Origin of the sequence: Polyangium sp. 15x6 (genome assembly GCF_029960785.1) — a bacterium.
Lineage (GTDB): Bacteria > Myxococcota_A > Polyangia > Polyangiales > Polyangiaceae > Polyangium.
In genome coordinates this window covers 1-22,554 of record NZ_JASBQE010000006.1, presented here as the reverse complement: position 1 = coordinate 22,554, position 22,554 = coordinate 1, and the positions used below count along the sequence as shown (strand labels likewise).

At 70.3% G+C, this 22,554-nt stretch carries 18 protein-coding genes and 1 pseudogene; 16 read left to right on the top strand and 3 right to left on the bottom strand.

What is annotated here, in order from left to right:
* Positions 1–11: 11 nt before the first annotated feature.
* The 6 genes from QHF83_RS06600 to tssD (QHF83_RS06575) all read left to right on the top strand — a co-directional run bounded on the left by QHF83_RS06600 (position 12) and on the right by tssD (QHF83_RS06575) (position 5,012).
* On the top strand, positions 12–587 hold the full coding sequence (locus QHF83_RS06600) for a hypothetical protein (protein WP_282416922.1): 576 nt from the start codon (positions 12–14) through the stop codon (positions 585–587).
* Between the two features lie 697 nt (positions 588–1,284).
* On the top strand, positions 1,285–1,830 hold the full coding sequence (locus QHF83_RS06595) for a hypothetical protein (RefSeq protein ID WP_282416921.1): 546 nt from the start codon (positions 1,285–1,287) through the stop codon (positions 1,828–1,830).
* Complete coding sequence (locus QHF83_RS06590) at positions 1,779–2,552, top strand: hypothetical protein (RefSeq protein ID WP_282416920.1); 774 nt, start codon at positions 1,779–1,781, stop codon at positions 2,550–2,552. The genes QHF83_RS06595 and QHF83_RS06590 overlap by 52 nt, the downstream gene beginning before the upstream one ends.
* Complete coding sequence (locus tag QHF83_RS06585) at positions 2,549–3,463, top strand: isoaspartyl peptidase/L-asparaginase (protein ID WP_282416919.1); 915 nt, start codon at positions 2,549–2,551, stop codon at positions 3,461–3,463. Before QHF83_RS06590 ends, QHF83_RS06585 begins: the two co-directional genes overlap by 4 nt.
* A 436-nt stretch (positions 3,464–3,899) precedes the next feature.
* Positions 3,900–4,403, top strand: coding sequence for a type VI secretion system tube protein TssD (tssD, locus tag QHF83_RS06580; RefSeq protein WP_281313448.1), 504 nt, complete (start codon positions 3,900–3,902; stop codon positions 4,401–4,403).
* Positions 4,404–4,526: 123 nt separating this feature from the next.
* Positions 4,527–5,012, top strand: coding sequence for a type VI secretion system tube protein TssD (tssD, locus tag QHF83_RS06575; protein WP_282416918.1), 486 nt, complete (start codon positions 4,527–4,529; stop codon positions 5,010–5,012).
* A gap of 6 nt (positions 5,013–5,018) precedes the next feature.
* Here the strand turns inward: tssD (QHF83_RS06575) and QHF83_RS06570 are convergent, their stop codons facing one another.
* Complete coding sequence (locus tag QHF83_RS06570; protein ID WP_282416917.1) at positions 5,019–5,783, bottom strand: crotonase/enoyl-CoA hydratase family protein; 765 nt, start codon at positions 5,781–5,783, stop codon at positions 5,019–5,021.
* A 74-nt stretch (positions 5,784–5,857) separates the two neighbouring features.
* Between QHF83_RS06570 and QHF83_RS06565 the strand changes: the two genes are divergently transcribed.
* From QHF83_RS06565 to QHF83_RS06555, 3 genes are read left to right on the top strand one after another with little or no spacing between them, the layout of a single operon-like run.
* Positions 5,858–7,051 carry an acyl-CoA dehydrogenase family protein gene (locus QHF83_RS06565; RefSeq protein ID WP_282416916.1) on the top strand — a complete coding sequence of 398 codons (1,194 nt, stop codon included), beginning with the start codon at positions 5,858–5,860 and terminating at the stop codon, positions 7,049–7,051.
* Between the two features lie 7 nt (positions 7,052–7,058).
* A complete protein-coding gene (locus QHF83_RS06560; protein WP_282416915.1) occupies positions 7,059–7,388 on the top strand; it encodes a hypothetical protein in 330 nt (109 codons plus the stop codon).
* A gap of 43 nt (positions 7,389–7,431) precedes the next feature.
* Positions 7,432–8,634 (top strand): hypothetical protein, encoded by a 1,203-nt coding sequence (locus QHF83_RS06555; protein WP_282416914.1) that lies wholly within the window; start codon positions 7,432–7,434, stop codon positions 8,632–8,634.
* A gap of 1 nt (position 8,635) precedes the next feature.
* Here QHF83_RS06555 and QHF83_RS06550 read toward each other — a convergent pair whose 3' ends face one another.
* The gene (locus QHF83_RS06550) at positions 8,636–9,217 is read right to left on the bottom strand and encodes a hypothetical protein (RefSeq protein ID WP_282416913.1); all 582 of its coding nucleotides are present in this window, start codon (positions 9,215–9,217) and stop codon (positions 8,636–8,638) included.
* Between the two features lie 118 nt (positions 9,218–9,335).
* Between QHF83_RS06550 and QHF83_RS06545 the strand changes: the two genes are divergently transcribed.
* The 5 genes from QHF83_RS06545 to QHF83_RS06525 are packed head-to-tail and all read left to right on the top strand — an operon-like array spanning position 9,336 to position 19,905.
* Positions 9,336–10,583, top strand: coding sequence for a serine/threonine-protein kinase (locus QHF83_RS06545; protein WP_282416912.1), 1,248 nt, complete (start codon positions 9,336–9,338; stop codon positions 10,581–10,583).
* On the top strand, positions 10,580–13,666 hold the full coding sequence (locus QHF83_RS06540) for a hypothetical protein (protein ID WP_282416911.1): 3,087 nt from the start codon (positions 10,580–10,582) through the stop codon (positions 13,664–13,666). The genes QHF83_RS06545 and QHF83_RS06540 overlap by 4 nt, the downstream gene beginning before the upstream one ends.
* Positions 13,663–15,969: a cyclic nucleotide-binding domain-containing protein gene (locus tag QHF83_RS06535; protein ID WP_282416910.1), complete on the top strand. Its 2,307-nt coding sequence runs from the start codon at positions 13,663–13,665 to the stop codon at positions 15,967–15,969. The genes QHF83_RS06540 and QHF83_RS06535 overlap by 4 nt, the downstream gene beginning before the upstream one ends.
* Before the next feature lie 17 nt (positions 15,970–15,986).
* Complete coding sequence (locus QHF83_RS06530) at positions 15,987–18,293, top strand: NAD(P)-binding domain-containing protein (RefSeq protein WP_282416909.1); 2,307 nt, start codon at positions 15,987–15,989, stop codon at positions 18,291–18,293.
* A gap of 58 nt (positions 18,294–18,351) precedes the next feature.
* Entirely contained in the window at positions 18,352–19,905 is a 1,554-nt protein-coding gene (locus QHF83_RS06525; protein WP_282416908.1) for a VWA domain-containing protein, read from the top strand.
* Positions 19,906–20,239: 334 nt separating this feature from the next.
* Here QHF83_RS06525 and QHF83_RS06520 read toward each other — a convergent pair whose 3' ends face one another.
* Positions 20,240–21,007 carry a hypothetical protein gene (locus QHF83_RS06520; RefSeq protein ID WP_282416907.1) on the bottom strand — a complete coding sequence of 256 codons (768 nt, stop codon included), beginning with the start codon at positions 21,005–21,007 and terminating at the stop codon, positions 20,240–20,242.
* Positions 21,008–21,114: 107 nt separating this feature from the next.
* Here QHF83_RS06520 and mltG point away from each other — a divergent pair, with 107 nt between their 5' ends.
* Positions 21,115–22,359 carry an endolytic transglycosylase MltG gene (gene mltG / locus QHF83_RS06515; RefSeq protein ID WP_282416906.1) on the top strand — a complete coding sequence of 415 codons (1,245 nt, stop codon included), beginning with the start codon at positions 21,115–21,117 and terminating at the stop codon, positions 22,357–22,359.
* Positions 22,356–22,554 (top strand): annotated as a pseudogene (locus tag QHF83_RS06510) (copper chaperone PCu(A)C); the annotation flags it as partial. The gene mltG and the pseudogene QHF83_RS06510, both read left to right, overlap by 4 nt.

The window sequence follows — 22,554 nt, the reverse complement described above, 5'->3', positions numbered from 1 at the left end:
ATCGTCGGGCCGTGGTCACGAAAGTGATTTCGCCATTCTTCGCGGTGGAGCCTGGGAGCAGCGGCAAGCCGTCGACGCGCGGTGATCAGAGTCCGCCGTCGCGGGTCGAGCGATCGGGGCGCGGCGAACGCGAGGAAGGGGAGATGGGCTTCGTGCTGCTGTCGGGCGACGCCGAGGGGCCGCTGCCCTGCAGGCTCGTGCTCGGCTTTCGCGAGGCGCTCTCGGCCGCGGAAGATCCGGCGGTGGCGATGCCCGCGCGGCTCGTGATCGTCGAGCCCGACGCGATGACCGACGACTGGCTCGCGCGCTGGTCCGAGGACGACGTGCAAGTGCGGCGCACCGTGACGATCTGCCGCACGCACGACGGCACGAAGGTGACGGCGGTCGTCACGCTCGCCTCGTACGGGCGTGGCACGGCGACGTCGCTCGCGGTCGAGTCGGTCACGCTCCCGCAGCGTCGTCGCATCGTGCGCAGCGGCGTGCATCCGAAGTCGTTCCTCGACGCGGTGCTGTCGCGCGTGCGGCAAGGTCAGGGCGGCGCGGGCGTCGCGAACTTCGAGCCGACCGACCCGTCGCCCGGCGCGTAAGAGAGCATCAAACCAGCGCGTCTCTCGTCCCGAGGGTGACGCCTCGCGTCCCCCTCTCGTCCGGGCGAAGCCCGGCCGATTCACCCCCCGAGGCGAGCTCGCTTCGCGATCTCGCAGAGCGCCGAACAGCTCGACGCGTAGAGAGCATCAAACCAGCGCTCGAACGCCTGGTTTTCTCGCGATTCGCGGTTTGCGCCGTGGACGCCGAGATGGTAGGGTCGAAGCAGTACCGGAGGGATTCACATCCGGGATTGGTCCTGCTGGGGAGCACCCTGGCGTCGGTACGAAACCACATCGTCGCGCCTCGAGCACGTCGATGCTTCGAACGAACACCCACGCCTGCCGAGCGCGCGAGCGCAGGCTCGGCAACGGGGTGCCGGCAAGCCGGAGGAGGGATGGTCACCATGCAGAATACCCGTGGCTCTAACCCGGAGGCTTCGGGCTACTGACCATCACGAGGTGCTCGTAGCGGCGTTCGCGTCGCGGGGCATCAGGTCCTCCGGCATGGAGGCGCCATAGGTCGCGCCTCTTCACCGGCGGGCCGGGTCAGAGTTGGCCTCCGCCTGGATCTCGACATCGACGGGAGTCGACGCGGATTTCCAGGCCAGGGATGTGGGGCCTGAGCGGGTCGGAGGGCAAAGCCTCCGGCCCGCTCTTTTTTTGTTCGCCACGCGCGCGGCGCGCCACGCTCACGGCGATGTCTCTCTCCACTCGAAGCACGCTCCTCGTCGGCCTCGCGGGGGCGCTCCTCGCCGGCTGCGGCGATGGCAAGGTCGATCCCCATCACCCCGGCGAGCTGCTCGGCACGTACGAGGTCTCCGCCACGCGCGAGACCACGACGTGCGGCGAAGGCGCGCTCGGCTCGACCGCGACCTGGGAGTTCGAGGTGCGCCTCTCGCGCGGCGACGGCGTTCTCTACTGGGACAGCGGCGCCGAGGTCACGGCCGGGACGCTCGGCTCCGACGATCGACGTTTCTCCTTCGATACGAGCCTCGTCGTCGACATGCGCGCGGGCGGGACGCCGAGCAACTTGCCACCCTGCACGATCGTGCGCGGCGATCGCGCCGAGGGGCTGCTCGACGAGGACGCGGGCGGTTTTTCGGGCGAGCTCGCGTATACGTTCACGCCGTCGCAAGGCTCGGACTGCAGCGATCTCGTGACGGGCCCGGCGCCGACCTTCGCGGCGCTGCCGTGCACGATGACGTACGTGCTCTCGGCCGACCGAACCGCCGCGCCGCCCTGATGCTCTCGGCCTACGACAGGAGCCTCGCGCGCCGCGCGCTCGGGATCGCCGCGCTCGTCGGGTGCGTCGTGCTGCTCGTCGTCACGGCGACGGACGAGGGCGGCGGTTTCGCGAAGAGGGCGGCGCTCTGCGCGGCGCTCGCGCCGGCGGCGGGGGCGCTCGGCGCGCTCGCGGCGGCGAGGATCGCTCGCGCGCGTGGGGAGTCGCGTGCGCTCGAAGCGCTCGGCGCGGATCCTGTTCGCGTGATGCGCGGGGCCGTCCTCGGCGGGGCGATCGTCGCGGCGATCGGGCCCGCGCTCGTGCTCGCACAGGTCGCCGATCTCGAACCGCTCTTCCCGAGGCCCGCGGCGCCGAGCGCGTGGATCGTCGAGCCGGACGGAGGCATGCGCGACCCGATCCGCGGCACGAGGCTCGGGCCGGGCGGCGTGCTCGAGGTCGCTCTGCGATCTCCGGAGGCCTTCGCGGGGGCGCCGATCGGAGAGCGCCGCGCGGCCGTCGGCATGGCGCTCGGGATCCTCGCGGTCGCCGCGCCGCTCGTCGCCACGCGAGACGGCGGTTCGTCCGGCCGCGCCGCATTCGCCGCGCTCCTCGTCGTCGCCATGATCGCCGCGTTTCAGCTCGTCGCTGCGGGCCGCGCGAGCGCGTTCGTCGTGTGCGTCCCGCCGCTCGTCCTGCTCGCGCTCGCGCTCGTCTCGCGCTACCGTGGCGCCCCTCCCCGATGAGCGAACCGATCGTATCGCAGGGCGGATTTCTGGGCCGGTTCGGCGTCGTCGTGCACGGCGGCGCCGGCAACGTCAAACCCGAGCGTCGCGCCAAGCACGCCGAAGGCTGCCTCCGCGCCGCGCGCGCGGGCCTGGAGGTGCTGCGGCAGGGCGGCAGCGCGCTCGACGCCGTGGAGCGCGCCGCGCGCGTGCTCGAGGACGACACGCTCTTCAACGCGGGCACGGGCGCGTGCCTCGACGAGGAGGGCCGCGTCGCGCACGACGCTTCGATCATGGAGGGGCGAGGCCTCGCGGCTGGCGCGGTGTGCGATCTGCGCGGCTTCGCGAACCCGATCTCGATCGCGCGCGTCGCGCTCGACGATGGTCGCCACGTGCTTTACGCGTCCGAGGGCGCCGCGCGGTTCGCCCGCGCGCGTGGGTTCGTCCCGGTCGGGGACGAGGCGCTCGTCACGGAGGCGTCGCGCGAGGCGCTCGCGACGGCGCGAGAGGGCGCGGCGCCGATGGGCTGGGCGGGCAATACGATCGGCGCGGTGGCGCTCGACGGCCATGGCTTGCTCGCGGCGGCGACGAGCACGGGCGGCGTGGTGAACAAGCGCGTGGGGCGCGTCGGCGACTCGCCGATCATCGGCGCGGGCACGTACGCCGACGACGAGGCCGGCGCGGTCTCCACGACGGGCCACGGCGAGGGCATGATCCGCCTCTGCATCGCGCGCACGGCCGTCGAGCACATGCGCGGGGGTCTCGCCGCGGAGGAGGCGGTCCGCCGCTCGATCGAGCATTTGCGGGCGCGGATTGGATCGACGGGCGGCGCGATCGCGATCGATCCGCGTGGCAACTACGGCCTTTCGCGCTCGACGGTGTCGATGTCGTGGGCCGCGACGTGGGCCGAAGGGGAAGCCTCGGGCTTCTAGATCCTGCGGTTCGGCGGGGCGATCGGCCCCGATGCACAACCGGCCCGCGCTCGTCAATTCTTTTGCAACGAAAGCCGGCCCCGTCCCTGCGTTTTCCCTGGATCCTTCGTGAATTCGGGGAGATCGGCGCGGGGACGTGGCCGGCTTTCGTTTTGTCGTCCTGGAAATATTATGCCCGTCGTGCACGTGCGCCGGACGGGGGAGAGCCGGGCAAAAAGAGGAGATGGGGCGAGCGAAGAAATGCTTGACGGCCGGGCAGAAACCCCGAACATACGGACCCACCACACGGTGACCTTCTCGGCGCCGTGAGGTCGCGGATTCGGCAACGGCTCAATCCGTGAACCATCGTTCCCGAGGGGTGAGATATCTGCCAGCGCGCAATGGGGCGTAGACTGAGTCCAGGTAGATTGCCGACGAAGGAACAGGTCAGGTCAACATGGCTCTCAATGCGTATCTCCGTCTGAAGGGGCAGAAGCAGGGCGAGATCAAGGGCTCCGTGACCCAGAAGGGTCGCGAGAACAGCATCATGGTCATCGCGGTCTCGCACGAGATCATGAGCCCCCGCGATCCGGCGAGCGGCCTGCCGACCGGCAAGCGCATGCACAAGCCCTTCATCGTGACGAAGGAGCTCGATAAGGCGTCGCCGCTGCTCTACAGCTCGCTCGTCAACAACGAGAACATCTCGGAGTGGGAGCTCAAGCACTACACCCCGCAGGTGAAGGCGCAGCAGGGCGTCGGCACCGAGGTGAACCACTACACGGTGCGTCTGATCAACGCGAACATCGCGTCGATCAACTTCCGTATGCCGAACAACCGGAACCCCGATCTCATGAAGTACGCCGAGTACGAGGAGATCGCGTTCACGTACCAGAAGATCATCTGGACGTGGACCGAGGGCGGCATCACGGCCGAGGACGACTGGGAGACCCCCCTCGTGTGATGTTGGGCTAACGCCCAGCGAAATCAGCCGGGCGGCCCACGTGCCGCCCGGTTTTCGTTTGTCCGTAGGACGGGGGCAGAGTAAGCTCTTCTGGAATTCGTGCCAAGGCTCGATGGAACCCCCATGGCCCTGAACGCGCACTTGAGAATCGTCGCGGAAAAACAGGGCGCCATCCTGGGCTCGGTCACGCAAAAAGGACGCGAAGGATCCATTCAGGTCATCGCGGCCATGCACGAGATCGTGAGCCCACGCGACCCCGCGAGCGGTCGTCCGACGGGCAAACGCGTGCACAAGCCGTTCGTCGTGACGAAGATCCTCGATCGGTCCTCGCCGCTGCTTTACAGCGTCCTCGCCCACAACGAGAACATCAAGAGCTTCGAGCTCCAGTTCTATATGCCGGACAAAACCGGCATCGAGAAGCAGCACTACACGGTGCGCCTCGAGAACGCGAACATCAGCTCGATCATCTTCCGGATGCCGAACACGCGCGGCAAGGTCACGTCGCAGCTCCCCGAGCGTGAAGAGGTCGCGTTCACGTACCAGAAGATCATCTGGACGTGGAATGAAGGCGGCATCTCCGCGGACGATGATTGGGAGACGCCGAGATAAAGGCGATTAGCCGACCGTGCCGCCGTGACGGCCCGCGCCCTGCGTGAAGCGGGTGGCGCCCGCGAGAGATTCTCCGCTCAATGCGGTGAGGCCGTGGCGGAGCTCGTTGCGTAATGCCTCGTCGAGGGGGAGAGCGAACTGCTCGTAGGCGCTCAGGCGGTCGCCGCGCATGCAGAGCTGCGGGAATGCGGCGAGCTCGTGCGCGAGTTTCTCTGCGGCCTCGCGCGAGTGGCCCTTGGGGACGACGCGATTCGCGAGGCCGATGCGCAAAGCCTCCTCGGCGTCGATCGGCCGGCCCGTGAGGATGAGATCGAGCGCGCGGCCGAGCCCGATGAGGCGTGGCAAGCGGACGGTGCCGCCGTCGATGAGCGGGACGCCGAAGCGACGGCAGAACACGCCGAGCACCACGTCCTGCTCGACGATCCGCAAATCACACCAGAGCGCGAGCTCGAGCCCGCCTGCGACGGCATATCCCGCGACCGAGGCGATCACCGGTTTTTGCAGGAGCATTCGCGTGGGGCCCATGGGCCCGTCGCCCTCCGCGTCGATGCGGTTCGGCGCGCCCGCGGCGATCGCCTTGAGATCCGCGCCGGAGCAGAACGTGCCGTGATCGCCGTGCAGCACGCCGACGGACGCGTGCGGATCATTCTCGAAGGCGCGAAACGCGTCGGCGAGCGCCTCGGCGGTTGCGCGGTCGACGGCGTTGCGGCTCTCCGGCCGGTCGAGGATGACGGTGGTCACGGGGCCCGATCGTTCGACGCGTACGCTCATGGAGCATGGTATGAAGCGTGCGACGCGCGCCGCAAGGCCGCGGGCGAGACCCGAGACGAACGGAGAAGGCGAGCATGAATTTCGATTTGGAGCCGGAAATCGCCGAGCTTCGGCAAAAGGTGCGGGCGTTCGTCGAGGCGCGCGTCGTGCCGAACGAGGCGAAGATCGTGGCCGAAGATCGCGCGGGCCAGCGCGATACCTTGTCGCGGCTGCAAGCGGAGGCGAAGGCGGAGGGCCTCTGGGTGCCGCATTTGCCGCCGGCGTACGGCGGCCGCGGGCTCGGCATCATGGGCATGTGCGCGCTGTTTCGCGAGATGGGCCGCTCGCCCGTGGGCGCGAAGGTGTTCAACTGCGACGCGCCGAACCAGGGGAACATGGATCTCCTGCTCGGCGTGGGCACCGAGGCGATGAAGGAGCGTTACCTGCGCCCGCTCGCGGACGGCGTGATCACGAGCGCGTTTTGCATGACGGAACCCGCGCCCGGCGCCGGCGCGGATCCCTCGAATCTGCGCACCCGCGCGGAGCGCGACGGGAGCGGCTGGGTGATCACGGGGCGCAAGTGGTATTCGACGGGCGGCCGGGACGCGTCGTTTCTCATCCTGATGGCGCGGACGAGCGACGATCCGAAGGGCGGGGCCACGATGTTCCTCGTCGATCGCAATGCCCCGGGCGTGGAGTACGTGCGCGACATCCCGACGATGTCCGAGCCGCTGCTCGATCACCGCGAGGGCGAGATCGCGTTCCACGCCGTGCGCGTGAGCGACGACGCGGTGCTCAAAGGCGTGGGCGAGGGTTTCCGGCTCGCGCAGCAGCGGCTCGTGCCGGCGCGCCTCACCCATTGCATGCGCTGGCTCGGCCTCGCCGATCGCACGCTCTCGATGTGCAAGCAGTACCTCGTGACGCGCGAGAGCTTCGGCAAGAAGCTCGCCCAGCACCAGCTCATCCAGCAGAAGATCGCGCACCACGCGCTCGGGATCCACGCGGGCAACCTGATGACGTACCATTGCGCGTCGATGCTGGAGAAGGGGCTCGACAAGGAGTCGCGCCCGTACTCCTCGATGGCGAAGCTCCACGTGGCGCGGCTGCTCTGCGACGTGCTCGACGACGCGATCCAGATGCACGGCGGGCTCGGGTACAGCGAAGACGTGCCGTTCTCGGCCTGGTACCGGTATGCGCGGAGCGCGCGGATCGCGGACGGACCGGACGAGGTGCACGAGGTCGTGATCGCCCGCGATTTCTTCACGCGCGGGCTCGAGCTCCTCGTGTAGGGCAGGTATGACCGGCAAGAAAAAGCCTCTTTCGCCGCGGGCGGCGCGCCGGGAAGCCGAGCGCGCCGCGGTCAAGCTCGCGCGGGATCGCGAGCGCCTCGCCTCGCTCGAGCCTGGCGGCTCCCCCGAACGGCCGATCGAGATCACGAGCGCCTCCGAGGTCGAAATCGCGGCGCGTGGGAAGCCTTGCGCGCGTTGCGGCGGCGAGGTGCGCGTCGATGAGCACCTCGCCGAGACGGTCGGGACATCGCGGCTCCGCATCGCGCGTGTCTTCTGTCCGGCGTGTGGCGCGCGGCGGTCGATTTACTTCCGCCTCGGCGCGGGTTTGCCCAATTGAGCTGCTCGGCCTGGCCTACACTCCACGGCTTGGAGGTGGGCCGATGAAAAGCCGAACATTCACATCATTTTTGCTGGGCCTCGCGCCGCTCGTCCTTGCCGCGTGCGGGGGAGGGGAGGCCGCTCCGGAGAGCCCGAGCGCCGGGCCGAGCGCCGCTTGTGTCGCGCTCGGTTGCGCGGCCAATCAAAAGATCTGCGTCGAGGACGGGGCCGGCGCGCGTTGCGAGGGGTGCCCGAGCGGCGAGTATGCCGCGTCGTCGGGGACGTGCGAAAAACTCTCCGGGACGCCGCGCGCGCATACCTTCGCCGAGTTCACCGTGGAGGCGGGCCAGGAGATCAAAGGGCTCTGCCAGAGCTTTACCCTCAACAACGCGACCGAGATCTGGGTCAACGCCGTCGAGCTCCAGCAGAACGAGTCCTCGCACCATTCCAACTGGACGTTCGTCCCGTCGGACAAATTCGACGGCCCGGACGGCGTCTGGAATTGCTGGGAGCGCGATTACGATCAGGTCTCGGCCGCGCTCGCGGGCGGCGTCATCTACGCGCAATCGACGCAGACCGAGCGCGAGGTGCAAAAATTCCCCGACGGCGTGGCGGTCCGCATCCCGCCGTATTCGCGCATCATCGGCGACGTCCACCTGCTCAACACGTCCCTCGCGCCCATCACGGGCACGCTCACGCTCACGCTGTATGGCATCCCGAAGGAGGAGGTGGCGCACAAGCTCACCCCGTTCCACCTCGACTACCACGGCCTCGCCATCCCGCCGCACGCGAAATCGCGCTTCTACGGCGAATGCGCGATGGAGGGCCCGTTCGCGGCCGCGGGCAATACGTTCGACCAGAAGGTCTATTACATCCTGCCGCACACCCACACGATGGCGAAGCGGTTTTTCCTGGAGATCATGGGCGGCCCGCGGGACGGCGAGAGCATCATCGAACTCGCGGGCTACAACGGCGAGGCGCACGGCCGTGTCTACGAGAAGCCGATCGACATGACGGGCGCCGAGGGCTACCGCTTCGGCTGCGAGTACGACAATCCCCGCGACGAGACCGTGGGCTGGGGCTTCGGGGATCAGGAAATGTGCGAGCTGCTCGGGTTCGCCGAATCGAACGTGGGCTTCGAGGCCGTGATCTCGTCGGCAGAGGAGGTCGGCACCGACGGCGATCTCCGGCTGTTTTCGGCCTCCTGCGTGACCTTCCCGTTCCCGTGGGACCACGACAAACCGGGCGGCCCGCCGCCGCCCTGAGTCATTTCGCCGATTGCAACATCGTCCGGAACGCGTCGCGCGCGGCCTGCACGGTGTCGCTCGGGCCGGACATCTTGAAGAACCAGGTGCCTCGATCCGGCGTCTTCACGGCCGCGCCGACGAGCCGGAAGTTCTCCTTCACCATCTGCATCGGCGCGCGCTTCTTCGGGCCCACGGGCGGGCCGAGCGCGATCTTGTAGGTCCCCGCGACCTCGACCGTCTCGACCTTGAGCGCGCCCACGTCGAAGCTCTCGCGCTTCGCCTCGGCCCCGACGTTCCCGTCGAACTGGTCGAACCACTCCTTGAACCGCTTCTCCGGATCGCCCGCGGCGCCCGTGCCGAAGAAGAAGACCTCGATGTCGGCCTCCTCCTTGTCGTCGCCGACCTTCGTCGTCTTGTAAGCGGCCTTCTTCGGCCCGTTCCTCGGCGGATCCTGCACCGTCCACGCCGCGGGCGCGGTCCACGTGAGGGGCGCGATGGTGGTCGTTTGGGGACCCGCGGACGGGGGCGGGTCGGGCTCCGCGGGGCTCTTGGAGCACGCGGCGAGCGAGAGGACGAGGAGGGTAGCGTACCGGGAAACCATGATAGACGTCGAAGGGGGCGCCTGGCCCATGGCTACACCATCCCGGGGAGATGCGCACGTACTGTAAGTCCTCCGGGGGGGTCATCCGTAGGTAAGTCCGGCGGATCGGAGACGCGTGATGGAGCAGCTCGGTGATTACCTCGTCCGGCGCCTGGTCGGCGAGGGGGGGATGGGCAAGGTCTACGAGGGCGAGGAGCGCCTGTCGAAGCGGCGCGTGGCCCTCAAGGTCCTGCACCCCGAGCTCGCGAGGAGTGAGACGGGCCGCAAGCTGTTCGTGAACGAGATGCAGATCCTCGCGCATCTCGAGCACCCGAACGTGGTGCGGAGCCTGGCCAGCATCGAGGCGAACGGCCAGCTCGCGATGGTGCTCGAGTACCTCGACGGCCGCACGCTGCGCACGGTGCTCGGCGAGGAAGGGCGGCTGCCGTGGACCGAGGCAATCCGCATCGTCGCGGCCGTGGCCTCGGCGCTCTCGGCGGCGCACGGGCAGGAGCCGCCGATCATCCACCGCGATCTCAAGCCGGAGAACATCATGATCCTGACCGACGGTACGGTGAAGGTCATGGACTTCGGCATCGCCAAGATGCTCCAGGCGATGAACCAGACGAACACGCAGAGCGTCGGCACGCTGCAGTACATGAGCCCCGAGCAGATCGACGCGCGGACCATCGATCACCGCGCCGATCTCTACGCGCTCGGGCTCGTGTTCTACGAGCTGCTCGCGGGAAAACCGCCGTTCTCGTCGGCCTCGCCGCGGCAGCTCTTGAACCTCCAGTGCACGGCGGAGCCGCCGCCGCTCGAAGCGGAGGTGCGGGCCGGCTTGCCGAAGGGCGTCGAGCAGCTCGTCTTCCAGCTCCTCGAAAAAGCGCCGGAGGATCGGCCGTACTTCGCGCAGGACGTGGTCGAGCGGCTCGAGCCGTTCCAGGTCGCGGCGCCCGCGCCCGCGCGCACGAGCCCCGGCCGCGTGAGCTCCCACGGCGCGACCACGCCGCACCAGAAATCCCCCACGCCCCGCACGATCCCCGAGGCGCCCGATTCGAACGACGAGGGCAAACCCGCGACGCGCTCGAGTGATCCGCGATCGGATCGATCGAGCGACGAGGCGAAGGCCACGCGGCGCGAGAGCGGCGGGGCGGGCGCGCGCAAGGACACGATCGCGCTCGTCGATCAGGTGGATCAAGGGCGCGAGGTGCCGACGAAGGTAGCGGTCGGGATCATCGTGGGGCTGTCGCTGCTCGCGGGGCTCGGCGCGTACCTCGTGCGATCGACGCAATCCGCGGAGGATACGTCCTCCACGGGCGCGCCCACGGCGACGGTGACGGCGACGGCGAAGAACACGGCGACGGGGAAGGTGCGGGGACGATGATGAAACGCGCGCGCCCCGAGGCGAGCGGGATCGAGGCCGGCGCGCCTTTGCCGCCGCTCGGGCGCGCGACGCGTTTCGCCTGCGAGGGCGGGCGCGAGCTGTTTCGTCTCCCTGCGTCGGACGAGCCCGCGGCGCGGCGGCTGCTCGGGTTCGGCGAGGCCTCGATCGGCGGGTTCACGCTCGGCGGCGTGGACGACGAGGGCGTGTGGATCGTGCGCCGGAAGCTCGGGACGCTCCTCGCGGAGCTTGTGCGCGAGCGGAAGGGGCCGTGGTCGTGGCGCGAGGCGCTCGGCATCACGCTCGCGGTCGCCGAGGGGCTCGCCGCGTGCGAGAAGGCGAGCCTCTTTCCGGGGCCGCTCTCGCTCGAAGCTGTGTACGTGGACGAGGAGGGCGCCGTGGTGGTCGCGGCGCCGCGGCTCGTGGGCGCGATCCTGGGCGCGCCGGAGGGCGGATCCCGCGGCGGATCGGCGGAGATCTCGCCGCGCTGGACGCCGCCCGAGCAGGCCGCGGGGGCGGTGTGGGACAGCGCCGCGAATCGGTATGTGCTCGGACTTTTGCTGTACCGACTTCTCGCGGGGGAACACCCGTTCGCGGGCGCGGGCCTGCGTCATGCGCTCGACGAGGCTGCGCAGCGCGAGGCGCCGCCGTTCGTGGACGCGGTGGCACGCGCGTTGCCGACGGGCTTGCAGAGCCTTTCCTTGCGGCTGCTCGATCCCGATCCGGCGCGTCGGCCGGATCGCGCCGTGTCGATCACGCAGGAGCTCGGGCGTTTTCTGCGCGGCGAGAGCGCATCCGCCGCGGCTCCGCGGCCCGCGCGTGAGCGGAGACCTGCAGAGACGCGCGCTCGGAAGGCGGAAGAGCCGAAGGACGCCCCGGCCGAACGGCCCGCGTCGGCGCAACGTGCTGTCGCGGGAAAACCGGCCCCTGCAAAAAATGCCTGGATCTCCGCAGGTTTGCCCATCGGCGCAGGTCTGCTCGTCGCGGCGCTGGCCTTCTCGCGCCTCGCGCCTGCGCCGGCGGAAGCGCCCAAGCAGGACATTTCGCCCCTCACGCCGATCTCCGTCGTCGGCACCACGAGCGAGGCCTGCGCCTCGTGCCATCCGCGCCAGGCGGCCGAGTGGCGCCGCTCGGTGATGGCGCACTCGGTGAAGAGCCCGCTCTTCAACGGCCTGGAGAGCCTCATCGAGGAGCAGGTCGGCCGCGACGAGGATTGCCCGAACGGCGCCGGCATCCTCCGTCGTGTCAATGCCTCGACTGCATGCCGCAATCGCCAGAGTGGTTTGCCCGTGACCGGCTCGGGCGGCGAGCACTGGTGCGTCAATTGCCACAGCCCTGCCGAGAAAATCGAGCGACCTTTGCCGGCCTGGGATGGCCGCGCCGGCGGCGATCCGACGACCCGCAAGCCCGTCCGTGACCTGCTCGGCGCGCAGGGCATCGAGGGTATTTCCTGCGTCTTTTGTCACACCGTGCACGGACCTGTCGGCGGTCGCGGCGGCGGTCGCGGCGTGTACGAGGGCAACCCCACCTGGACCTCGTTCGTCACGGGCGCCGTTTTTCCGGCCAGACCCGAGGACAACCGCGGCCTCTTCGGCATCGCCAACAGCGGCTACGATCTGCGAAACGAGGAGCTCTTCTTCGAGAGCTCGCGCGCGCCGCGCACCGTTGCTTCCGCGTCGACGGCAGCGCAGGGCAGCGTCGAACCGCTCGTTCACCGCCGTCCGAGCGAGAGCGCGAACGCGTACCTCCGCACGAGCGAGTTCTGCGGGAGCTGCCACGACGTGCGCCTCTTCGGCAGCGACGTCCTCGGCGTGCAGAAGGGCGAACATTTCAAGCGCCTGCGCAACGCTTACTCCGAGTGGGCCGCCTGGGCTCGCGACGAGGAGCGCCGCGGAAAAACCCCCGCGACTTGCCAGGACTGCCACATGAGCACGTACCCCGGCGTTTGCGAGCCGGGGCCACCCGCGAGCGGCGAGGTCGAGCCCGAATGCCCGCCTGGATCCCATTTCGTCGCGCGCGCGCCCGGCGTGTTCCCGACGGGGCGCTCCGCCGACAACTCGCCCAAGGCGACGAACGTCAGCACGCATTACTTCTCCGGCGTCGATCTCCCGCTCTCCGACGAGTTCCCCAATTCGCTCGTCGACGAGACCACGATCGACGTGCACGGCATCCCGCTCGGCGCGCGTCGCCGCCGCGACCTGCTCCTGCGCCACACCTTCCGCTTCGAGATCGACGGCGCCCGCCGCGGCGGCGCGGGTCTCGAGATCCCGATCGTCGTGGAGAACGTGGGCGCCGGGCACCGCGTCCCCGCCGGATTCAGCCAGGAGCGCGAGTTTTGGGTGCACCTCGTCGTGCGGGATCGCGACGGCAGAGTCGTCTACGAGGTCGGACGCGTGGGCCGCCCCGACGAGGATCTCCACGACAAAACCTTCGTCCGCGTGAACACGAACCCCTCGTCGCTCGACGAGCGCGGCCGCCCGATCGGCCTCTTCGGCGCCGACGTGAGCGATGGCCCCGACGTCCCGCGCTGGTCGCCCCCGCCCGAGCGCGGCGGCACCTCGTTCCGCGGCAAGGGCCTCGTCAACTTCCAGAACGGCTTTCTCCGCTGCGTCCGCTGCATCGGCGTGATCGGCCCCGACGGGCGCTGCGAGCCCGGCCCCGGGCAAGGGTTTTTCCGGGCCGATCGCTTCGACGACGGCGATTACGACATCGACACGGGCGAGTGCCGCTCGAACCTCTCGCTCGATCACGCGCTCTTCGAGACGTATTTCCCCGTCGGCGCGCTCGACGCGTCGCGGGGCCAGGTGCGCGGGCCCGACGCGATCGTCGACACGCGGTCGCTCCCGCCGAACGTGCCGATCCGCTTCACGTACGACCTCGACGCCGGCGCGCGCCGTGGGCCTTTCCGTGTCGAGGCGCGCTTGCTCTTCCGCGCCTTCCCGCCGTTCTTGATCCGGGCCTTCGCCGCGTACGAGCGTGAGCAGGCGCGGCGCGGCCTGCGCCCGAGCGGGCCGAACGTGACCGAGGACATGCTGCGCCGCCTGGAGATCGTCGAGCTCGCGCGCGCCGACGTGGAGGTGCCGTGACGTCGGGTACGCCCGCGGCTTCGGGAGAGCGCGCGGCGTGGCCTCCGGCGGTGTGGGAGACGCCGGTGTTTCGTGGCCTCGACGCGCGCGCGCGCCGCGAGATCGAGGACGCGGGGCGCATGCACTCGGTGGACGAGGGCGAGGTCGTGTTCCGCGCGGGGGAGGCGGCGGGCGCGTTTTACGTGGTCGCCGAGGGGATCGTCGCGCTCTCGGCCGTGCGTCGCGGCGAGGATCGGGAGAGCGAGCTGCGCGTCGCGGGCAAAGGCGCGTCGTTCGGCGAGGAGGCGACGGCGTTCGGGGCGCGCAGCGCGACGGCCACCGCGCGCGCGGCGTCGCGACTTTGCGAGGTGCCCGCGCACGTCTTTCAGCGCGCGGCGGCGCGCAGCGGCAAGGCCGAGGTCGCCGAGCGGCTCGAGCGAATCCTTCGCCGCGCGGCCACGCGCGACCTGCTCCACACGATGGCCTTCGCTCGCGCCCTCGATCCCGAGGACGTCGACGTCCTGCTCGACGCGGCCCGCTACCAGCGCTTCGAGCGCGGGCAGCCCATCTACCGCGAGGGCGATCCCTCGACGGACCTGTTCCTCGTCGCGGACGGGATGATCCAGATCCAGACCGACGACGGCGAGCGCCTGCGCGTCCGCGCCTACCTCGGCCGCGGCGATTTCTTCGGCGATGCGGAGATCGAGGCCGGAACGCCGCGCCTCGTGAGCGCCGTCGCGAGCGGCCCGTCGCTGCTCATCGCCATCGACGCGCGCACGCTCCGCGGCATCACGGCGCGCCATCCGGACCTGTTCGGCGCGCTCCGCCGCATCGCGCTCGATCAGCAGGCGTCGCAGCGCTCCGTGATCGGCCGCGCCGCGGAGAATGCCACGCAGCACGCGTTTCGGGATCTGTACCGGCTCAAGGTCGCGCGGTCGCTGCTCGTCATCGACCTCGAAACCTGCGTGCGTTGCGGTCATTGCGCGTGGGGCTGCGCGGAGCTCCACGGCGAGGCGCGGATCGTGCGGCGCGGCGACAAGATGGTCGCGCGGGTCGAGGCGCGATCCGACGCGCCACGCAGCCTGCTTCTACCGAACTCGTGCCAGCACTGCGCGAACCCGAGCTGCATGATCGACTGCCCCACGGGCGCGATTGGCCGCGAGCCGGACGGCGAGGTCTTCATCCGCGAGGCGCTCTGCACGGGCTGCGGCGCGTGCGCCAAGGCCTGTCCCTGGGACAACATCCAGATGGCGACCCGCCCCGCCGATTCTCCGCGCCCCGCGGGCGGCGCCTACCCCGACGTCGCCGTCAAATGCGACCTCTGCCGCGGCTACGAGGGCCCCGCCTGCGTGCAGGTTTGTCCCACCGGATCGATCTTCCGCATGAACCCGAGCGAGGAGCTCGCCGACGTGCGCGACCTCGTCCTCGGCGGATCCACGGCCCGCGCCGAGGTGCAGAAACAAGGCGCGAGCGCGACCGGCCTCGTCGCGGGCGGCGCGATCGCGGGGGCGGCGATCGGCATCGTCGGCGCGATCATGCACGCGCGCGGGCTCTGGCACGCGGACGTGGGCCTCGGCGGCGCCGCGGGCATCCTCGCGGCCGCAGGGTTCGTCCTGCTCGTGTTGTACGCCGTGCCGAAGCGCCTCGTGCACCTGTGGATGCGGAAGCGCGCGGGCGACGAGAACGCCGAACCACGCACGCCCGTCGCATCCCGCGTTCGTCCGCAGCTCGCGATTCACCTCGCGCTCGGCCTCGTCACGACGGGCCTCGTCTTCGCGCACGCGCCGATGCACCCGATCGCCCCGTCCACGGCCGGCGGCGCGCTCCGGCTCGTCTTCCTCGTGAGCGCGCTCGTGGGAGGCCTCTCGGCGCTCGCGTACGCCTGGATCCCACGCCGCATGGCCCGCATCGAGCGCTCGGCCGCGCTGCCCGAAGACTTCGCCGCCGCGCGCAGAGACCTCGTCGACAGGCTCTATCGCGAGGTGAGCGGCAAGAGTGATCTCGTGAAGAAGATCTTCGAGAAGATCCTCGTGCCCTTCGCGATGTCGACGTTCGGCCCGCTCGCCTTGCTCGCGAGCGGCCGGACCTTGCGGCAGGAGGAAGAGGTTTTACGAGCGCGGATCGAGCGGGTCCTCGAAGGGCGCGGCAAGGAGCGTTTGGCGGGGCTCGACGGCCTCGTGCGGATCGTCGTGGAGCTTCGCGCGCTGCCGGCGCAGAGGCTCCTTCTGCGGCTGCTCCGCGTGGGCCTGCCGCTCCACATCCTGACGTTCGGCATGGCGATGGCGCTGCTCGTGGTGCACGTGGCGGCGGTGATGAGGCGGTGAGGGGAGTCGATCGTTCCATGGCAGATCGCGATCGTCGGGACGAACCATCCGCGGGCAAACCTCCGGCCGCGTTGCCCACGCTTTACGCGTCGCCCCTCGGCGACGCCCGCGATCGTGCCGCCGTTCCGCGCGAGCTGCCCCGCGGGCGCGCGGCCAAGCGCGCCGAAAAGACCTCGGACGTCACTCGCTTCCGCGGCGTCCTCACGGCCACGGTCGTCGCCGCCGCCGCCGCGGGTCTCTCCGCCTTCCTCGTTCCGCCTCCCGGAGGCCACGCCTCGCCGGGCCCCCTCTCGCGCCCGCACGCGCGCGCGGCGAGCGTCACCTGCGCGAGCTGCCACGGCACCGCGGGAGCCGAAAAACGCCCCGACGAAGCCTGCGCCTCGTGCCACGGCGCGCACGCGCCGCGCCGCCGCCCGCACGAGCGCCTCTTCAAATCCGGCGCGCTCCGCTGCTCGACCTGCCATCCCATCCACCAGGCTGATCAGGGCGTCGCCTTCATCCCCGGCGAGCCGCCGATCCGCTTCGCCCCCGGCGTCGAGCGCGCCCTCGACGACGCCCCGCCCGCGCACCTCGAAGCCACGGTCCCGATCGTCACGGCCGCGAGCTGCAAGGGATGCCACGACCCGCGCTCGCCGCGTGATCCCATCTCCCGCTGCTTCGCCCCGGGCACCGAAAAACTCGGTCCCGACAAACCGTCCCTCTGCTTCGACGAACATCAAACGGCATTGCCTCCGGACACGCCCGATCGCCCCGGCTCCCAGAACCGCGGCCGCGTCTGCGCCGCGCAGCATGGCGACGATCGCCCCGTCGCCTGGGACGCCGCGCGCGACGTCGCCCTCACCGTCCCGAAGCTCGATCGCCCCGCGACGAGCGCGCTCTCGTGGCTCTGGCTCGGTACGGGCACGCTCGCGTTCGCGCTCACGCTCGGCCTCGTCCGCGGCACGGGCGCCCTCCGCGCGCGCCGCCGCAAGGTCCAGGACAAACCCCAGGCGACCGAGGCGCTCCTCAAGCCCCAGACCCGCGTCCGCCTCCCGCAGATCGACACCCAGACCTGCCTCGGCTGCTACGCCTGCGTCGACGCTTGCCCTTACGACGTGCTCGAAGTCCAGAAGTACGTCGCCGTCGTCGTGCGCCCCGAGGCGTGCTGCGGCCTCACGCTCTGCGAGCAACGTTGCCCGAACGGCTCGCTCCGCATCACCGACGGCGACACCATCGGCGACAGGCCACGCATCGACGACGCCCTCCAGAGCCAGGACACCCCGGGCCTCTTCCTCGCCGGCGACGTGACGGGCCTGCCGCTCATCAAGAACGCGATCCTCCAGGGCGCGCACGCCGTCGAGAAGATCGCCGCGAGCCTCGAAGCGGAAGGGCCGTTCGCGGGCCCGGCCGAGCGACCGAAGGACCTCGTCATCGTGGGCGCGGGTCCCGCGGGCATCAGCGCGGCGCTCCGCGCGAAGGAGCTCGGCCTCTCGTTCGAGGTCATCGAGCAAGGCTCGGTCGCCCAGAGCATCCGCAGCTTTCCTCGCGGCAAGCTCGTCTTCGATCAACCGCTCGACCTGCCCCTCACGGGCAAGCTCTGGCTGAAAGAATCCACGAAAGAAGAGCTCCTCTCGCACTGGATGCGCATCATCCGCAAGGAAGAGCTCCCCATCCGGCAAGACACGCGCATGGTGGCCGTCTCGCGCGAGGCCGACGGCAAGCTCTTCCGCGTCACGACCGAGTCAACGCTTGGGGGGGCCGCTCCGCGAGCGGAGCTTCCCCCTCAAACCCCCCCGCGCGAAGGGGGGCCGCCGCGGGACGTCCTCGCCCGCCGCGTGCTGCTCGCGATTGGCCAGCGCGGCACGCCTCGCCGTCTCTCCATCGAGCTCTCCCCCGACGTCGAGGCCCGCGTGCATTACCACCTCGCCGACGCCCGAAGCTTCGAGGGCAAACGAGTCATCGTGGTCGGGCTCGGCGACGTCGCCATGGAGATCGCCGTCGCCCTCGCTCGGCAGCCCGGCACCACCGTCATCGTCGTCCACCGCGGCCCGACCTTCACGCGTGGCAAGTCGCGCAACATCGACGAGGTCAAGCGCATGCACGCCGCCGGCCGCCTGAGCCTTCGCTTCGAGACCGAGATCGCAGCCCTCGACCCGGACATCGCCGCCCTCCGGACCCGCGGCCGGGACGAGCGCGTCCCTTACGACGCCGTCTTCGTCCTCATCGGATCCATCCCCCCCTGGGACACGCTCGAGGCCTGCGGGGTCCGGGTGGCCGCAGAAGCGCACATGGGACCAGATCGTTCTCCCTCGATCTTCGTCCAAGGACCCACCGGCGCACCGTAAGCTCGTGCTCGCGAGCTCCGTTGTTGCAGGCGCCGATGCTCGATACCCGGAGAGAGCCATGAAATCGTCCCGCGTCGCCGTCCTCGCCTTCGCAGGCATGCTGCTCACGAGCCTTTCCGTTTACTCGTTCACCCCTCCCGGTGGCCTGCCGTCCTCGCCGGAGCCGACGATCGGCGCCGAGGCGATCGAGGAAGATTCCACGACCGAAAAGACGACGGACGCGACGAACCAGGTCGAGCTCGCCCACTTCACCGCGGGCTCGACCGTGATGATCGACGGGCGCATGGGTCACCCGAAGATCCTCAAGAACCCGCGCGGCGAGACGTTCCTCATGCTCGAAGCCCGCGCAAACGCCGATGAGCGCGCCAAGGCCGCGGCCCAGGTGAACCTCTCCATCGTCATCGACCGTTCCGGCTCGATGAAGGGCACCCGCCTCCGCAACGCGATCAACGCGGCGATCGGCGCCGTCGAGCGTCTCCACGACGGCGACATGGTCTCGGTCGTCACGTTCGACACGCGCACGGAGGTCGTCGTCCCGGCCGTCGTCATCGGCCCCTCGACCCGCAGCTCGGTCGTCTCTTCGATCTCCGGCATCACGCTCGGCGGCGATACGTGTATCTCGTGCGGCATCGAGACCGGCATGGCCGAGATGAGCCGCGCGAGCGACGGCCGCATCAGCCGCATGATCGTCCTCAGCGACGGGGACGCGAACCACGGCCTGAAGGACGTGCCCGGCTTCCGCAGCCTCGCGCAGCGCGCCCGCGACCGCGCGATCGGGATCTCCACCGTGGGCGTCGACGTCGATTACAACGAAAAAATCCTCTCCGCGATCGCCGTCGAATCGAACGGCCGGCATTACTTCGTGGAGAACGACGCCGCGCTCGCCCGCGTTTTCGAGGGCGAGGCCGAGGCGCTCACGCAGGCCGTCGCGAGCGGCGCCGAGGTGGACATCGATCTCGCCCCCGGCGTGGAGCTCGATCGCGTCTTCGACCGCTCCTTCCGCCGCAGCGGCAACCGCATCACCGTCCCCCTCGGCACGTTCAGCGGCGGCGACGTGAAGACCGTGCTCGTGAAGCTCCGCGTGCCCGCGGGTTCGAATGGCGAGCTGTCCGTCGCGACCGTCGACATGCGTTACAAGGATCTCGTCAAGAACGAGGACGGCCGCTGCAGCGGCAAGCTCGGCGTCGAGGTCGTCGACGCAAACGCGAGTGATCTCGACGCAGTCGTCGCCGGTCGCGTGAACCGCAGCGAGACCGCCTCCGCGCTCGAAGAGGCAAACCGCCTGTTCGAGCAAGGCAAGGTCGCCGAGGCCCGCCGCCGCATCGAGAGCCGCGAACAAGCCCTGCGCGACTCGGCCGCAAAGGCAAAGACCTCCGCCCCCGCGACCCGCGCCGCCGACGTCGCCCAAGATTTCGATCGGCAGCTCGCCGTCGTGCAGCAAGCGCAATCCGGCTTCGCCGCGGCCCCAGTCGCCGCCGCTGCCGCGGAGCCCGCCGCAGGCCCGTTCGCCACGCCTCCACCCGCGGCTGCGCCGATCGCTCCCACGGAGACCCGTCAGGGCCGCAAGGCCGTCCGCTCCAACCAGGAAGCGGCGACGAACATGGGCTTCTGACGAACCTCAGCGTAGCGCCGGGGTTTCACCCCGGACCCGACCAGGGGTTGTCCACCCCTGGACCCGGACCAGCGCAAGCGCTGGACCCGGGGTCGCAGAACTGCGCGATGCGCAGTTCTGCGAACGGGCCGTGACCGCGGGGCTAACGAGTCTGTCGAGGGGGGCAGCGCTGCCGTCTCGGCTGGCGACGTGGTCCGTGGTCTTGCCACAGGCCCGTCGGAAAAACCGCGCATCGCGCGGTTTTTCCGCCCTCGGTCCAGGCCGTGCCTGGTCCGGGGTGCAGGGGGCGGACAGCCCCCTGCTGGGGTGCGGGGCAAAGCCCCGCGCGTCCCTCTCAGCCGTCCGCGCCGGTCTCTGCCCTCGTCGCTGCCAGCTCGAACTCGTTCGTCTCGCCTGGCTGCCGCACCGAGGGCTTGAGCCTTCCTGCGAGATCCTCCAGACCCGCCAGCGCGAACGTCGACGACAGCACGGCTGCCCCGCGGCTGAACGCGCGATCGTTCGCCTCCATCGCTGCCCGCTTCTGCCTGAGCGTCGCCTCGGCCTCGCGCGCCTCGCGCGCCACCGCTGCGAGCGCCTTCTCCAGCGGTGGAAGCTCGAGCTCGAGCTCCTCGGCGAAGGCCTCCCGATCGAGCGACAGCCCCCGTCGCCGTGGCGCTGGCAGCCGCACTGACTCGTCGCGCAGCGCGTCGAGCACCGAGCGCCCGATCGTCGCGAGCACCGAGGGATCCGTCGGCACCGCCTCGAGGAGGTGCAGCCGCGGCAAACCCGCCATCCCGCACGTCGTCTCCACCGCTGCGCGCAGATCCACCAGGATCCGCCGCACCTTCTCCACCGCCTCGTCTCGCGCCTTGCGCGGCGCGGCGTCGTCTGCGAGCTCCCGCTCGTGGGCCGCGTCGGCGCGCACGAGCGCCTCGTTCTCCGTTGCGATCAGGCGTCCCACGAGGCGCAGGAACAGCGACACGTCCGGCATCTCTTCGTCTGGCCGGAGGTGCGGCGAGAGCAGCTCGGCGACGTGCGTCGCGACCTCGTTTGCGTGCGTGTGAGCTGCCGCGGTCACGGCGCGCGCGGACTTCTGCCGATCGGTGACGGCCTTGGATGCCATGCGGGGAAAGGACCTCCTCGACTGCAACATCATCACCCTCGGAGCCGCCCCGTGGCAACGTTCGGCTTGACGCCCTTCGGCGTTTGATGCTTTGCACCACTCCTGCCGTGCCTACGAGAGCCCCGTCTTCCCCCGGGCGTCGCCGCCGCCGCGCGTCGCCCCAAGCGCCCTCCGAGGCCGGCGCGCGGAGCTCGTCGTCTTCGCCGTCGCCTTCGCCGCGGAAGCCCCGCCCGCGCCTCTCGCGGCGCGGCCGCGCGGCCCTCTTCGCGCTCGCGGGCGCGATGGGCGCGGTGGGCCTCTCCGTGCTCGCCCTCGTCCTCGGCTACGGCCACCTCCACGCGCCCGACGCGGGCTCCATGGTCGAGATCGACTGGCCGGCCGGCCTCGACAGCGACCAGGCCGCGGCGCTGCTCGCCCGGCATGGCCTCGTCCGGAGCGAGGGCGCGATGGCCATGTTCCTGCGCACGACCGGCGGCACGAGCGCCTTCGTCCCCGGCCCGCACCTCCTTGCGCAGGGCCTCGATCCCTGGGATCTTCGCCACCTCCTCGAACGTTCGCCCAAGCGCCCCACCACGCGCGTCACCATCCCCGAGGGGTTTCACCGGTTCGACATCGCGACGCGCCTCGAAAAACTCCGCGTCGCCGGCAAGAACGCCTTCCTCCGGGCGAGCGCCGATCCGCTCCTGCTCGACGAGCTCGGCATCGAGCGCAAGGGCGCGCTCGGGATCGAGAGCGCCGAGGGGTACCTCTTTCCGGCGACGTACGATTTCCCGCTCGACACCGATCCCCGAGAGATCGTCCGCCGCCTCGTCACGGAGGCCGATCGCCGCTGGGCTGCGCTCGCGACCCAGCACGCCGCCGGGTTCGCGTCGCTCCGCAATACGCTCGGGTATGGCCGCCGCGAGATCTTGATCCTCGCCTCGATCGTCGAGAAAGAGGCGGCCCAGCCGGACGAACGCCCGCTCATTGCCAGCGTCTTCTTGAACCGGCTGCTCGATCCCACGTTCAAGCCGAAGCGCCTGCAATCGGATCCCACCGCGGCTTACGCTTGTTTTTCCGAGCCCGACGTCGTCCCGGCCTGCGCCGGGTTCACGGGCAAGATCACCCCGGCCATCAACCGGGATTCGAAGAATCGATACAGCACGTACGTGAACGACGGATTGCCGCCTGGTCCCATCGCGAACCCCGGCGCTCCGTCCATCGAGGCCGTGCTCGCGCCCGCGGCGACGAAATACCTCTATTTCGTCGCCAAAGGAGGCGGCCGGCACACCTTCAGCGAGGCGCTCGACCAGCACAACGAGGCCGTCCGCAAGCTGCGCGCGACCACGACGAGCGCCGAGAGACCCGAATGAACCCCCTCGATCGAAAGCGCCAAACGTTCGTCTCGAAAAACATTCTGCGGCTCGCCTCCCTCGTGGCCGCGCCGCTCCTCGCGGCCTGCTCGGGCGCCACCGCCCCCGACGGCTCCGCGTCCGCGTCGACGACCACGACCGCCGCCGCGCCCGCGCCCGCGTCCGCGTCCGCCGTCGCGCCTGCGCCCGCGTCCG

Bases quoted from the DNA above. Each gene is read 5' to 3' on its own strand.
- QHF83_RS06595 (WP_282416921.1), top strand. From the start codon at position 1,285: ATGTCTCTCTCCACTCGAAGCACGCTCCTCGTCGGCCTCGCGGGGGCG.
- QHF83_RS06585 (WP_282416919.1), top strand. From the start codon at position 2,549: ATGAGCGAACCGATCGTATCGCAGGGCGGATTTCTGGGCCGGTTCGGC.
- tssD (WP_281313448.1), top strand. From the start codon at position 3,900: ATGGCTCTCAATGCGTATCTCCGTCTGAAGGGGCAGAAGCAGGGCGAG.
- tssD (WP_282416918.1), top strand. From the start codon at position 4,527: ATGGCCCTGAACGCGCACTTGAGAATCGTCGCGGAAAAACAGGGCGCC.
- QHF83_RS06570 (WP_282416917.1), bottom strand. From the start codon at position 5,783: ATGAGCGTACGCGTCGAACGATCGGGCCCCGTGACCACCGTCATCCTC.
- QHF83_RS06565 (WP_282416916.1), top strand. From the start codon at position 5,858: ATGAATTTCGATTTGGAGCCGGAAATCGCCGAGCTTCGGCAAAAGGTG.
- QHF83_RS06560 (WP_282416915.1), top strand. From the start codon at position 7,059: ATGACCGGCAAGAAAAAGCCTCTTTCGCCGCGGGCGGCGCGCCGGGAA.
- QHF83_RS06555 (WP_282416914.1), top strand. From the start codon at position 7,432: ATGAAAAGCCGAACATTCACATCATTTTTGCTGGGCCTCGCGCCGCTC.
- QHF83_RS06550 (WP_282416913.1), bottom strand. From the start codon at position 9,217: ATGGTTTCCCGGTACGCTACCCTCCTCGTCCTCTCGCTCGCCGCGTGC.
- QHF83_RS06545 (WP_282416912.1), top strand. From the start codon at position 9,336: ATGGAGCAGCTCGGTGATTACCTCGTCCGGCGCCTGGTCGGCGAGGGG.
- QHF83_RS06540 (WP_282416911.1), top strand. From the start codon at position 10,580: ATGATGAAACGCGCGCGCCCCGAGGCGAGCGGGATCGAGGCCGGCGCG.
- QHF83_RS06530 (WP_282416909.1), top strand. From the start codon at position 15,987: ATGGCAGATCGCGATCGTCGGGACGAACCATCCGCGGGCAAACCTCCG.
- QHF83_RS06525 (WP_282416908.1), top strand. From the start codon at position 18,352: ATGAAATCGTCCCGCGTCGCCGTCCTCGCCTTCGCAGGCATGCTGCTC.
- QHF83_RS06520 (WP_282416907.1), bottom strand. From the start codon at position 21,007: ATGGCATCCAAGGCCGTCACCGATCGGCAGAAGTCCGCGCGCGCCGTG.